Annotated in this window: 12 protein-coding genes; 2 read left to right on the forward strand and 10 right to left on the reverse strand. The window is 71.7% G+C overall.

Annotated features, from left to right (window positions below):
* Window position 1: 1 nt before the first annotated feature.
* The 10 genes from KYK13_RS26740 to uppS all read right to left on the reverse strand — a co-directional run bounded on the left by KYK13_RS26740 (window position 2) and on the right by uppS (window position 10,135).
* On the reverse strand, window positions 2-664 hold the full coding sequence (locus KYK13_RS26740) for a molybdenum cofactor biosynthesis protein MoaE (RefSeq protein WP_223635030.1): 663 nt from the start codon (window positions 662-664) through the stop codon (window positions 2-4).
* A 25-nt stretch (window positions 665-689) separates the two neighbouring features.
* Window positions 690-2,498: a PKD domain-containing protein gene (locus KYK13_RS26745; protein ID WP_223635034.1), complete on the reverse strand. Its 1,809-nt coding sequence runs from the start codon at window positions 2,496-2,498 to the stop codon at window positions 690-692.
* Window positions 2,499-2,509: 11 nt separating this feature from the next.
* Window positions 2,510-3,229, reverse strand: a complete 720-nt coding sequence (locus KYK13_RS26750) for an MXAN_2562 family outer membrane beta-barrel protein (protein WP_223635037.1) — start codon at window positions 3,227-3,229, stop codon at window positions 2,510-2,512.
* Window positions 3,226-4,296 (reverse strand): MXAN_2561 family MXYO-CTERM-anchored protein, encoded by a 1,071-nt coding sequence (locus KYK13_RS26755; RefSeq protein WP_223635039.1) that lies wholly within the window; start codon window positions 4,294-4,296, stop codon window positions 3,226-3,228. The genes KYK13_RS26750 and KYK13_RS26755 overlap by 4 nt, the downstream gene beginning before the upstream one ends.
* Before the next feature lie 136 nt (window positions 4,297-4,432).
* The gene (locus KYK13_RS26760; protein WP_223635042.1) at window positions 4,433-5,464 is read right to left on the reverse strand and encodes an aspartate-semialdehyde dehydrogenase; all 1,032 of its coding nucleotides are present in this window, start codon (window positions 5,462-5,464) and stop codon (window positions 4,433-4,435) included.
* A gap of 67 nt (window positions 5,465-5,531) precedes the next feature.
* Window positions 5,532-6,275, reverse strand: a complete 744-nt coding sequence (gene tsaB / locus KYK13_RS26765; protein WP_223635045.1) for a tRNA (adenosine(37)-N6)-threonylcarbamoyltransferase complex dimerization subunit type 1 TsaB — start codon at window positions 6,273-6,275, stop codon at window positions 5,532-5,534.
* 22 nt (window positions 6,276-6,297) lie between these two features.
* The gene (locus KYK13_RS26770) at window positions 6,298-6,783 is read right to left on the reverse strand and encodes a septal ring lytic transglycosylase RlpA family protein (RefSeq protein ID WP_223646782.1); all 486 of its coding nucleotides are present in this window, start codon (window positions 6,781-6,783) and stop codon (window positions 6,298-6,300) included.
* Between the two features lie 11 nt (window positions 6,784-6,794).
* Entirely contained in the window at window positions 6,795-8,429 is a 1,635-nt protein-coding gene (rseP, locus tag KYK13_RS26775) for an RIP metalloprotease RseP (protein ID WP_223635048.1), read from the reverse strand.
* Window positions 8,430-8,513: 84 nt separating this feature from the next.
* Window positions 8,514-9,344 (reverse strand): phosphatidate cytidylyltransferase, encoded by an 831-nt coding sequence (locus KYK13_RS26780; protein ID WP_223635051.1) that lies wholly within the window; start codon window positions 9,342-9,344, stop codon window positions 8,514-8,516.
* Complete coding sequence (gene uppS / locus KYK13_RS26785) at window positions 9,341-10,135, reverse strand: polyprenyl diphosphate synthase (protein WP_223635053.1); 795 nt, start codon at window positions 10,133-10,135, stop codon at window positions 9,341-9,343. Before uppS ends, KYK13_RS26780 begins: the two co-directional genes overlap by 4 nt.
* Window positions 10,136-10,273: 138 nt before the next feature.
* Between uppS and KYK13_RS26790 the strand changes: the two genes are divergently transcribed.
* Together KYK13_RS26790 and KYK13_RS26795 are read left to right on the forward strand one after the other, a co-directional pair.
* Complete coding sequence (locus tag KYK13_RS26790) at window positions 10,274-11,116, forward strand: tetratricopeptide repeat protein (protein WP_223635055.1); 843 nt, start codon at window positions 10,274-10,276, stop codon at window positions 11,114-11,116.
* The gene (locus KYK13_RS26795) at window positions 11,113-13,116 is read left to right on the forward strand and encodes a MopE-related protein (protein ID WP_223635057.1); all 2,004 of its coding nucleotides are present in this window, start codon (window positions 11,113-11,115) and stop codon (window positions 13,114-13,116) included. Before KYK13_RS26790 ends, KYK13_RS26795 begins: the two co-directional genes overlap by 4 nt.
* Window positions 13,117-13,132 lie beyond the last annotated feature (16 nt).

Here is a 13,132-nt window from a genome sequence, read left to right on the forward strand (position 1 = left end):
CTCAGGGCCCCAGGCCCACCCAGACCTCGCCGTCCTCGAAGAACTCCTTCTTCCAGATGGGCACGTCCTGCTTGAGCCGCTCGATGGCGTACTCGCAGCCCAGGAAGGCCTCCTTGCGGTGCGCGGAGGCCGCGGCGATGACGACGGCCAGCTCGCCCGGTACCAGGGTGCCCACGCGGTGCACGATGGCCAGCCGCGTCCCCGGCCACGTGCGGGCCACCTCGTCGCCAATCTCCGCGAGCTTCGCCTCCGCCATGGGCGCGTAGGCCTCGTACTCCAGGCGCAGCACGCGCCGGCCCTTCGTCTGGTCTCGCACGGCGCCGGAGAACGTCACCAGCCCGCCCGCGCCCACCGAGGCCACCGCGTCCACCACCTCCGACAGCTGGAGCGGCCGGCCCACCACCGCGAAGCGCGCCGGCGCCCCGCCCGCCACCGGCGGAATCAGCGCCAGCTCCGCGTCCGGCGACACCGGCGAGTCCAGCTTCACGAACTGCTGCTGCACCGCCACGCGCAGGTGCGGCAACAGCGGCGCCAGCGGCGGGTGCTTCGCCGCGAGCAGCGAGAGCACATCCGAGACGCGCGCCCCGGGCGGCACGTCCAGCGACTCACGGGACAGGCCCGCGAGCTCGCGGGCCGCGGCGAAGTACAGCACCGTCACGGGCATGGCCTGATGCCTCCTGGCGTGAATCCTAGCGCTCGCGCAGCACGATGCGGCCCTGGAGCCGGCCGCCCCCCTCCACGGGGGCGAAGTCGAGGAACCCGTATTCGAACGGCGTGAGCCGCTCCAGCAGCGCCGACACGAAGACCTGGCTCGCCAGGAGCTTCGCCCCGTTCACGCCCGGCACCGAGCGCACCCCGGCGAGGTCCGCCCGAAGCCGCCCCATGTCCACCATCAGCGACAGGTGGCCCGGGCCGAACGCCTCCGCGCCGAAGCGCGTGCGCAGCGTCGTGCCCACGTCCCCCAGCTCGCGCCCGGTGAGCACCTCACCGGCCTCCAGCGTGGCGCGCTCCGGGCTGAGGGTGAGCGACACCGGCTGCTCCAGGAGCCGCGTGCGGAAGCGCGTGGTGCTGTCCTGCGCCTCCTTCTGGAAGACGAGCCCGTTGTCCTGCAGCTGCTTCTGGATGAGCTGCTGCACCGGCTGCACCGAGTTGAGGCCCGCCTCCATCACCACCGTGCCCTTGGGCGCCGGGTGCTGATCCCGGATGAAGCTCTGGAAGAAGGCCGCCGCGTTGAAGTAGACGAGCATGGCCACGTCGCCGCGCAGCGCCTTCAGGAGCGGCTCCGCGTCCAGCCCCTGCGTGCGCCAGCGCTCCAGCGTCCGCTGCCGCCGGGGCGACCCCGGCGAGCCGAACACCAGCCGCGCCAGCTCCTCCGGAGGCACCGACAGCTGCGCCGCCGCCACCGGCCCCACCGCCGCGCGCCCCAGCAGCCCCGAGGCCGGCCCCTTCGTGCCGCCCAGCAGCGGCCGGGACGAGGACAGGAAGCCGTCCAGCTCCGCCTGGTCCGCCTGCACCGCGACCGCGCCGAAGAAGCCGCGCACCGGCATGTCCTCCTTCTCCGCCTCCGGCACCGGCGGCGAGGAGAAGAGGAACACGCTGCCGTCGCGCACCTTGCCGCGCAGCTCGCCCAGGAGCGCGTTCTCGGAGATGCCCGGCCCGGACAGCGTCTCCACCCGGCGGCGCACATGCTCCACGTCCGGCGCCTCCTCCACCGCGAGCGCCTTCACCGTCTCCCCGGGCGCCGGCGGCTCCGGCGAGTCCGGCACCGCGAGGTACACGTAGCCCCGGTCCGCGAACAGCAGCATGGACCGGCCGCCGTCCGCCGGGTCCACGCGCGCGCTGCCGTCCTCGCGGGGCAGCACGTGATGTCCGGCCTCGCGCAGCTCGCGCGCCACGGCCGCGAGCGCCGCCCTCGAATCCGTCACGCCCAGCAGCGCCACCACGCCGTCGAAGTCCGGCAGGATGAAGAAGCCGAAGCCCTCCTCGGGATCCACCTCCGAGGGGCCGGCCGAGAGGCCGCGCAGGAGCAGCGGCACGAGCGGCGTGTCCTCCAGCGTGCGGCTCGCGTTGGCTTCGCCCACCAGCCGCCCGTAGAAGCCCACCAGCCCCTCCACGTTGCCGCGCAGGCGGGGCACCCACAGCACCGTCTGCGCGTCCTCGGGCACCGCGCGCAAGACCGGGCGCGGCACCACGGTGAGCACCACCCGGGCCAGCTCCTTGTCCCCGTCCAGCGCCCGCACCGTGTAGCGGCCGGCGGTGGCCCACGCGTGCTTCACGCCCGGCGCCGTCTGGGGCGGCGTGCCGTCCCCGAAGTCCCAGGTGACGGAGGGCGCCTTCGCAGCGGAGGAGCCGAAGGCCTCCGGCACTCCCGCCTCCAGCGTGCGCTCCGGCCCCAGGTCCGGCCTCACGCTCCGGCAGCCGGCGGCCGCGAGCCCGACGGCGGCCAGCAGGAGGAGACGGCGAAGCGGGGACGGGAGCGGGCGGGGTCGGGAGGCCATGGGCCGTTCGGTTAGTAGTCCAACGCCAGACCGAACATCCAGCGCCGGCTGCCCAGGTCCAGGCCCTTGCCGCCGAAGTTGTTCACATCCGCGTGCGTGTACTCGGCGAAGAGGTACGAGTGGTTCACGCCCAGGTCCGAGTCGAAGTCGCGCGCGAAGCGCGGCTCCAGCACGTCCAGGAGGAACGACACGCCCGCGGTCCCCGCCCAGCCCCACTTGCCGCCACTGCCCTTGCTGTCACCCACCACCTCCGTGGCGCTGCCCGCCGTCATCCACCACGGGGTGTAGACGAGCCCCAGCTTGGCGTACGGCACCAGCGGGATGCCCCAGCGGAAGGCCGCGTAGTCGAACTTGTAGAAGGCGTTGACCTGGATGGGCAGCACCTTCAGCGCCGCCTTGTCCGCCGCCGCCGAGCCGTTATCCAGCTTCGCGTCCGCGTACTTCTCCCCGTAGCCCAGGCTCAGTCCCAGGCCCGCCGTGCCGACGCCCTGGTAGAAGAAGCGCTGGATCTCCGCCTCGATGAGCAGGAGCGACGCGTCACCGAAGGTGTCCTTGTACGGCGTCTTGCCGCCCAGGGCCTTCTCGCTGTCGATGCGCGGCTTGTAGGCGCCGCCACGGAAGATGACCGCGCCGGTGCGCGGCGAGCGCGTCGGGGCCGTCACCTCCTGCGCCACCGCCGGTACCGCCAAGAGAAGCGCCGCGACTCCCAGGCCCACAGCCCTGCTGCTCATGACACCTTCCTCCGAGACGACCACCAGATGCCCAGCGCGGCCAGCACCGCGCCACCCGCGATGCCGCCACCGGTCGCGGCACACCCGCCGCTCTCCTCGCCGCCAGCATCTTTGTACGCGTCGAACAAGCCATTGCTCTTCACGGGCGTCGCGTCCACCTGGGCGGACCCGTCGCTCACGTTGCCCGCGGCGTCGATGATGGTCGCCTGGAGCCGGTACGTCACGCCATTCGTGAGGCCGCTGATGACGACGTTGCCCTCGCCGGCCGCCTTGGTGACGCGCGTCACCGGCCCCGTGGTGCCCTGCAGCGCCATTGCGCCCACCAGCCCCGCCCCAGCGTCGTCCATGCCCGCGTCCACGTCCGTGCCCGCATCCACGTCCGTGCCCGCGTCCGTCCCAGCATCCGCGTCCGTCCCAGCATCCTCCTCCGTGCCGGCATCCCCCTCCGTGCCCGCGTCGGTGCCCGCCGTGGCCACCATCGCGGCCTCCACCGCGATGGTGGAGCCAGTCTCCGCGCCATCCACCTGCACCGACAGCGCCGAGTCCCGGACGATGACCTTGGCGATGGTGGGGGGGTTGGGCTCAACCGGGTCGTACTTCACCACGAAGGCCGGCGTCCCCACGCTCGAGAAAGTCGTCTGACAGTTGAATCCGCCGGTGTCGGTCCTCCGGGCCGACGCGCAGAGGTTGAAGGTCTTCTCGAGCTTGGTGTCGCAGGTCAACGGGGTGCCCGCGTCCGCGGCATTGTGCGCCGCGAGCAGGTCCGCCACGGTGAAGGACACGGTCCCGGTTTGCGTCGTGTCCGACGCGCTGAAGGTCGCCAGCGTCAAATCCCCGGGCTGCGGCTTCGTGCCGCAACTGTTGGTGGTCACGTAGATATAGAGCGACTCCTCACAGGGCTTCCCGGAGCGCGTGAAGTTGAAGCGCCGCGGCGTCGCACAGTCCGACTGGGGGATCAGGAGGACCAGGGACGTTCCACTGGTGGACGCACTCGTGAACTGCACCGCGGGCACCTGGGCCACGGCCGTGGAGGCGAAGAGCAGGAGGCCAATGAAAGGGAGGCGCATGGATGGGCCAGAGGCTAGCAAGGGCGGGGCCACCCTCAACCCCCATCCAGACGCCCTGTTCCCCAAGAAAACCCCCCGGTTCTGACGCCTTCGCGCGCCAAACAGGCAAGGCGTCCCCGGGGGCTTTGCCAAATTGTCAGGCGGGGCGTTCCGCCAGCTTGAGGCCCGCGTCCACCAGGTGGGCGGCGGCCCGCCCGGCGTTGTCCACGGACGCGAAGAGCGTCACCCACTCCGGGGCCTGGGGGAAGGCGCGCACCCGGCCCACGTGGACGGCCGGGTCGCTCATCACCAGCATGGGCATGGGGTAGACGCGCTCGCCGGGGGCATCCAGCACCTTCAGCGAGGGCGACGTCTTCAGCGCGGCTCGCACCTGCTCCACCGGGCCGGCCTTCTTCAACTGCACGTTCACGACGAGGCCGTGGCCGTGGAAGGTGGGCACCTGCACGGCGGTGCCGGCCAGCACGGGCGTCTCCCCCAGGGCGGCGAAGAGGCGCGCGGCCTCCAGCGTCCAGCCGCCCTCCTCCTCCGTCCACGGGCTGTTCACCATGAAGCCGCCCACCTGGGGCACCAGGTTGAAGCCCACGCGGTGCGGGAAGGCCTGCGGCTCCGGCTCGCGGCCGGACAGGAGGTCCGCGGTCTGCTTCTCCAGCTCCGCGATGCCGCGCACGCCCGCGCTGGACACGCCCATCATCGCCGTCACCTGCGCGCGCACCACGCCGAACGCGCGGCGCAGCGGCTCCACCAGGTGTACGGCGGCGCTGGTGACGATGCCCGGCAGGCTCACCACGCGGCCCTTGAAGCTGAAGCCCGGCCCCAGGGCCTCCGTGTTGAAGCCCGGGAGGATCAGCGGCACGTTGCCGTCACCGCGGAAGGCGGAGCTCGCGTCCACCACCCACGCGCCCGCGGCCTGCGCGGCCGGGGCCAGCGTGCGGGAGGCCTCCGCCGGCGTGGCCAGCAGCACGACGTGGAGGCCCCGGAAGGCGTCCGCCGAGGCGCGCTCCACCTCCAGCGTGTCCTCGCCGTACTCCACCTCCAGGCCCTTGGAGCGCTCCGAACCGAAGGCCTGCACCTGCTCCACCGGCACGTCGCGCGCGTACAGGTTCGCCAGCACCTCGCGGCCCACCACGCCCGTGGCGCCCACCACGCCAATCCGAAGGTTCTCTCTCATGCGGGGCTCCTTTACGTCAGCGCCCCCGCCCGTGCGAGCACGACGAAGCGCCCTTGGGGCGGAGGCTTCAGTCTTCCTTCAGCCGCGCCGTGGGCGCCGGGCCCGGCAGCGGCGGGAACTTCGGATTGCGCTCCGGCTCGGACGCGCGGACGTAGTGCGGCTCCAGGGCGAAGAGCGCCTCCTGCGAGTACGCCTCCGGCAGCCTCGCCAGCCGCCCCACCTCCACCGCGGACGGGAAGGCCGGGCCGGACAACAGCCGGTGCGGCGCGACGCCGTGCTTCTCCAGCGCGGGGCGGTAGTCCGCGAGCGCCGGGCCCAGCGCCACGGCCCGCGGTTCGGCGGCCATGCGCTCGGCCACCTCCTCCGGCGGCATGGCCGTCTCCGGCGCCAGCGCCTCCACGACGTGGCCCACGCGGCGGTAGGCGCCCAGGTAGAGGTCGTCCTTGCGCGCCACGGCGAGGCAGAACAGCGGCACGCCCTCCGGGCCCTCCAGCGCCACCGCCGCCAGGGACGACGCGCCAGCCACCTTGAGGCCCGTGGCGTACGCCAGCGCCTTCACCGTGGCCAGGCCGATGCGCAGGCCGGTGAAGGAGCCCGGCCCCAGGCCCACGGCCAGCCCCTCCAGGTCCTGGAGCTTCAGCCCGTGGCGCTGGAGCAGCTCCCCGACGATGCCGGGGAGGACCTCGCTCTGCTTGTCCGGCGGAGGCACCACCACGTGCTCCACGGCGCGCACGGCGTCCCCGTGGCGTTCCACCAGGGCAAGCGACAGCGTCAGCGTGGAGGTGTCCAGCGCGAGCAACACAGGCGACATCCCTTCTTTCGTTTCAAGGCACTCAGGCCACGGCGGCCCAGAACTCCACCGGCACCTGCGACACGCGGTCGCTCCCGCACCGGTACAGCCGCACGCGCGCCAGGCCCTTGTCCAGCATGCCCAGCGCCTTCGCGGCGGCCTTCGACACGTCGATGATGCGGCCGTCCACGAAGGGGCCGCGGTCGTTGACGCGCACCTCCACCTGGCGGCCGTTCTCCATGTTCATCACCTTCACGCACGATCCGAAGCGCTCCGTGCGGTGCGCGGCGGTGAAGGCGTTCTGGTTGAACTTCTCCCCGCTGGCGGTGCGCTGGCCGTGGAGGCCGGGGCCGTAGAAGGACGCGAGCCCCTCGCCCAGGTAGTTGCGCGGCATGTTCTTCCGGCGGGTGACCGGGGTGCCCTCGTCGCCGCCGGAGGCGGGCTCCGGCGGCTGGGGCTTCGCCGCGCGCGTCGCGCAGCCAGCGCACAATCCCATCCCCAGGAGCAGGAGCGCGGTCCGTCCTCGCATCATCACCTCGGCTAGCGGGTCACGTCGTTGGTCACGGCCAGCAGCATGAGCAGGATGAGCAGCGCCAGGCCCACCATGTTCGCCACCTCGCGCACGCGCACGGGGATGGGGCGGCGGCGGATGCCCTCCCACGCCGCGGACAGGAGGTGGAAGCCGTCCAGCACCGGGATGGGCAGCAGGTTCATCACGCCCAGGTTGATGGAGATGATGGCCATCAGGTTGAGGAAGCTGTCCAGGCCCTGCTCGGCGCTCTTGGCGGCCAGCTGGTACATCATGATGGGGCCGCCAATCGTGCTGGGCGACACCTTGCCCACGACCAGCCCGCCCAGCACCTGCACCATCTGCCCGACAATCTTCGGGACGATGAGCACGGCCTCCTTGAACGCGGCGGCCGGGCCCAGGTCGACGGTCACCTTGTCCAACGGGGGCGTCACGTCCGCGGCGCTGTAGGACCACGGGCGCACGCCGAGCACCAGCGGCGTGCTGGTCTGCCCGAAGTCATCGCGCGTCTTGAGAGGGGCGAGCGCCAGCTTCTGCGTGCGCTCGCCCTGCGCCCCGCGCCACGTCAGCGTGAAGGGTTCGGCCTGGAGGCGGCTGAGCCACATGGTCAGCCGGGTGAAGGACTTCAGCGGCTGGCCGTTGATGGCCAGGATGCGGTCTCCGGCCTGGATGCCGGCGGCCTCCGCGGCGCTGCCGGCGGCCACGCTCGCCACGTAGAGGTCCACGGGGTCCGCGCCCAGCGCCGCCACGCCTTCACCGGGCTGCCGCGGCAGGGTCACCTTGACCACCTCCGGCACCCGCCCCGTGACGCCGCCCACCGCCACGGGAGACAGGCGCTCGACGGTCAGCTCCAGGGGCGTGCCCTCCGCCACCTTGCCCACCTCGCGGTAGAGCGCGTCCTCGTCCTGCACGCTCACGCCGTTGACGGCCAGCACGCGGTCGAAGGTCTTGAGGCCCGCGGCGGCCGCGGCGGAGCCCTGGGGAACGCCCACCACCGTGGGCTGCGGGACGGGGCCCACGCCAATCATCCCCCGCTCGACGGTGTCCACCTGGGACACCTCCACGTTCTTCTCCGGCGTCACCTCCACCACGCGCGTCTTGCCGTCGCGCTCCACGGTGACGGGGATGGGGCGGTCGAACTTGCCGATGAACGCGTCGCGCATGTCCTCGAAGGTGCGCACCTGCTCGCCGTCCACGGACAGGATGCGGTCCCCGGGGCGGATGCCCGCGGCGGCGGCGGCCATGTCCGGCGTCACCGAGCCCACGCGCGTGGACAGCGCCTGCTGGGGGCCCAGGAAGACGAAGAAGTAGACGAGGATGGGGAACAGCAGGTTGAAGGCCGGGCCCGCGAGGACAATCAGGCCGCGCTTCCAGGGCGGCTGCGCCAGGAAGCCGCGCGCGGCCTCCTCCGGCGGGAGCTCCTCGTGGGGCAGGTCGCCCGCCATCTTCACGAAGCCGCCCAGGGGCAGCAGCGCCACCTGGTACTCCGTCTCGCCCTTGGTGAAGCCGATGAGCTTGGGCCCGAAGCCGATGGAGAACTTGAGGACCTTCACCCCGCAGGCCTTGGCCACGAGGAAGTGGCCAAGCTCATGCACCGTGACGAGCACGCCCAAGAGGAGGATGAAGAACCCGAGGTTCTGGAGCATGGGCAGAAGAGTAATCGCGCCCCCCGGGAGGGACAACGCACAACGCAAGGCGCAAGCCGGGCGAGCAGGCGCGATATCAGGCACTTACGGCAGCAGGTGCCTCACGAACTGCACATAGACGAACACGAGCGGCGCGTTGAAGATGAGCGCGTCGATGCGATCCAGCACGCCGCCGTGTCCGGGAATGAGCTTTCCGGAGTCCTTCACGCCGTAGGCGCGCTTGAGCATGGACTCGCAGAGGTCGCCCACGGGGCCCAGGAGGCCACCGGCGATGCCCAGCAGCACACAGTCCCACACGGTGAAGATGGGGAAGAAGCCGAGCTTGGCGATGAACATGCCGAGCACGGAGCCCACCATGCCGCCGAAGAAGCCCTCCCACGTCTTGTTCGGGCTCACCGCCGGGTAGAGCTTGTGCTTCCCGAGGAAGCGGCCGGCGAAGTACGCCAGCGTGTCGTTGGCCCAGGTGATGGTGAGCGCGCAGATGACCCACGCGTGCCCTTCCCCCGGCAACAGGCGCAGCGCGGACAGCGCGGTGAGGCCGATGGAGCCGTAGAGGAAGCCCGTGACGAGGTGCGCGGCCCGGGTGGGCGCCTCCGCGAGCGAGCCCCGGAACAGGTTGTAGATCCACGCGAAGAAGAAGAAGACGGACGTGACCCAGAAGGCCGTCTCGCCCGTGCGCGCGGCGTCCCTCAGGGGGAGCAGCGGCATGACGAAGGCGGCGGCCATGCCCACCCAGGCGGCGGCGCCCAGGCGCTTCTGCGTGATGAGGTAGTACTCGCCGGCGCAGACCGCGGCGGCACCCGCCAGGAGGATGGCGCTGTAGTACCCGCCCAGGAACAGGAGCAGGAGCACCAGCGGCAGGAGGGTGACGCCTGTGACAACGCGGATGAGGAGGTTCTTGTTCTTCTCGTTCACGCCTTGGCCCGCTGGGGGGTGTCGTCCCGGTTGACCTGGGCGGACGTCAGCCCGAAGCGCCTCTCGCGGCCCTGGTACTGCGACAGGCAGCGCAGGAACTCTTCGGTGCGGAAGTCAGGCCACAGGGCGTCGGTGAAGCACAGCTCGGCGTACGCCAGTTGCCAGAGCAGGAAGTTGGAGATGCGCTGCTCACCGCTGGTGCGCACGATGAGGTCCACCGGCGGCAGCCCGGCGGTCCACAGCCGCGACTCCAGGTCGTCGGCGTCCAGGCGCGCGGGGTCCAGCTCACCGCGGGCGGCGGCCTGGGCCAGCTCTCGCGCGGCGCGCAGCAGCTCCTCGCGGCCTCCGTAGGAGAGCGCCAGGGTGAGCACCATGCCCGTGTTGTGGGCGGAGTCGGCCCTGAGGCGCTCCAGGGGCTCGCGGACGAAGCGCGGGAGCTTGTCCACCTCGCCAATGGCGTTGAGGCGGATGCCGTTGTCGAGGATCTCCGCGCGCTCGGACTCCAGGTACTCGCGCAGGAGGTCCATCAGGCCGGCGACCTCCTCCGCCGGGCGGGCCCAGTTCTGGGAGGAGAAGGCGTAGAGGGTGAGGGCCTGGACGCCCAGGCGGCGGGCGGTGCGGGTGACCTCGCGCACGCTCACGCTGCCCTCGCGGTGGCCCTCCAGCCGGGGCTGGCCGCGCAGCTCCGCCCAGCGGCCGTTGCCGTCCATGATGATGCCCACGTGGCGCGGGAGCGGCCGGGCCTTGACCTGGACCTCGAGAGCGGTGGGCAACACGGTGGGGCGATCCATGAAGCCGCGCACCCTAGCGGCGGCTTCGCGTCGCGTCCACGGGCGCGTGGCCGCCCGGTCCCCCTGGGCTGTTGGATGGTCGCCTGCCGGGGGGGAACGGTTCATGAGGGGACAGGAGACCAGCTAGAGTGGGTTTCCATGAAAACTCTTCATGCCCTCCCCTCCTTCCGGCTGCTCGGCGGGCTGCTCGGCTTCTGGGTGTTCGGGACGGGACCGGCCTTCGGACAGGTGGCGGGGACGGAGACGGCGGCGTCCCGGCCCTCGGGGACGTACTTCGACGCGGCGATGACCGAGGCGGCCCGGCTCTACGAGGACCTGGAGTCGGAGCAGGCGCTCGCCGCGGTGACCCGGGCGCGGCGGCTGGCCCGGTCCGACGAGGAGCGCAGCGCGGCGGCCATCTACGAGGGCGTCATCCTGGCGGACCTGGGGCGCCGCGACGAGGCGCTGGCGTCGTTCCGGGCGGGGCTGGCGCTGGCGCCGGAGGCGAAGCTGCCGGCGAAGGTGTCTCCCAAGGTGGAGGGGGACTTCGAGTCGGTGCGGCAGGCGGTGCGGCAGGAGCGCGCGGCGCTGGCGCGGCCCGCTCCGGCGGATGCGCCCGTCCAGGCGCCGGTGGAGGCCCCGCGCACGGCCGCGCCGCCCACGGTCGTGACGGCCGCTCCGCCTTCACCCGGGGTGGACTTGAGGGCGGATGCTCGTGAGCGCGGGGTGCGCCGGGTGCCGACGGTGTCGTGGGTGCTCTTGGGGACGGGGGTGCTGGCCGGCGGCGTCGGCACCGTGTTCGGGCTCCAGTCGCGAGGGAATGTGAGCTCGGCGCGCGAGGCGGAGCTGTCCTCCCCCGACGTGAGCAGCCACCTGGACGATGCGCGCGGCCAGGCGGTCGTGGCCAACGTCCTCTTCGGCACCGCGGCGGCGGCGGCGGTGGGTGCCATCACCACGTACTTCCTGGGCGGTGGGTCCACGGCCGCGGAGGGAACGCCATGAGGGCCGGGCTCGCGTGGACGCTGGGGCTGCTGTTGCTGTGCGGCTGCACCGTGCCGGGTGACGACGAGGTCCTCCTGCGGAGGTTCTGTTCGAACACCGGACGGGACTTCCAGGACGCGACGCTCCGGCTGACGGATCCGGCGGCGTGCGACCGGGGCATGGAGGTGGAGGTCCGGAGCGGGACCTTCCGCCCCGGGTGCGTCCAGGTCTCGCTCCAGGGTGGAGACAAGCGGCGGATTGCCGCCACCCAGTTGTCGGGGCCCACGCAGGTCACTCCGGAGCAACCGCGCGGCCTGCGCGTCCTGCTCTCAGAGGCGCAGGGGACCACGTTCTGGCTCCTGGCGGAGGCCTTCGCGAGCAATGCCTGCGACGGTGCTCCCACCACGAAGGTCCTGCGCTTCGTCGACCTCCCCCAGGCCAGGGTGCACCGCGTCCAGCTCGACGTGTCCCAGAGTGACGAGGACGGAGATGGCTACCCGTCCATCGCCACGGGGGGGACGGACTGCGACGACACGAACGCGGACATCCATCCGGGCGCCACCGAGTTGTGCGACGGCGTGGACAACAACTGCGTGGACGGCGAGGCGGACGCCCCGGGCATGCGGACGTGGTACGTGGACCGGGACGGGGATGGCTACGGCGAAGCCGTGATGGCGTGCGTGGAGCCCGCGGAGCGGTTGGCGGACCAGGGCGGCGACTGCGACGATCAGGACGCCTCCGTCCATCCCGGACAGAGCGAGTTCCGGTGCGACGGCCGCGACGACAACTGCGATGGCGCGAAGGATGAAGACCTGCCCATCCAGGACTGGTACCGGGACGCGGATGGAGACGGCTATGGAGACGTGACCCAGGCCGTCTCGGGTTGCGCACCGCCGCCGGGCCATGTGGCCATCGCCACGGATTGCGATGACACCCGCGCGGACATCCATCCCGGGCTCCCTGAAACCCGGGACCTCAGGGACAACAACTGCAACGGCGCCATCGACGAGTGGCTCACCCCAGGCCCGCGCATGGCCGCCACGCAGCGAACCAACCTCGCCCTGACGCCCTCGGGAACGGTCTGGGGATGGGGGAGCAGCGTCTACCAGCTCCAGGGAGACCGCGCCGACTACACCCATCCCGGCCGGATCCACGAATCCATGCTCAGCCACGTCTCCGCGCTTGCCACCGGCCTGATTCATGCGTTGGCCCTGATGCAAGACGGGACGGTCATGGCGTGGGGAGACAACCTTTACGGACAACTGGGGCTGGGAAACAGGGCTCCGCCCGTCTCGTCACCCCAACAGGTCCCCGGCCTCACCAATGTCGTCGCAGTGGCCGCTGGAGAGTTCCATTCCCTGGCGCTCACGCGCGATGGCACCGTGTGGGCCTGGGGCAGGAACGATTCGGGGCAGCTGGGTGACGGGACTCGGGACCTGCGAGTGGCTCCGGTCAGGGTCCCGGGTTTGACAGGCGTCATGGCCCTCGCCGCGACGAGTGACAGGTCGCTTGCCCTGAGAGCCGATGGCACGGTCTGGCGGCTCGACAGCCCAGCCATCGGGGCCCTCCCCTCGAGGGTTCCCGGGCTGACGGGCGTCGCGGCAATCGCAGCAACCGCCTCGTCTGACCTGGCCTTGAAGGCGGATGGAACGCTCTGGGCATGGGGAAGGGACCTCACCAAGGCCCCACCCCAACAGCTCACGGGCATCGCCACCGTGGTGACCCTCGCGACTGGCGGCGACCATGCGCTCGCGCTCAAGCAGGACGGAACGGTCTGGGCATGGGGTGCCAACTCCAGCGGCCAGCTTGGAGACGGGACCACCACGGAACGCAAGCAGCCGGTACAGCTCCCCGGACTGACCGACGTCGCCTCCCTGGCCGCGGGCAGTGAGCATTCCCTGGCCGTGAAGAAGGACGGCAGCGTCTGGGGTTGGGGTTTCAACGCCGATGGGCTGATCGACGATTCGTCGATGGATGTCCTTGCCCCCAAGCAGATCACAGGTCCGGGGGCTTTGAACTGACGCCTCCTCGGACCCG

This window comes from Corallococcus sp. EGB, assembly GCF_019968905.1.
GTDB lineage: Bacteria > Myxococcota > Myxococcia > Myxococcales > Myxococcaceae > Corallococcus.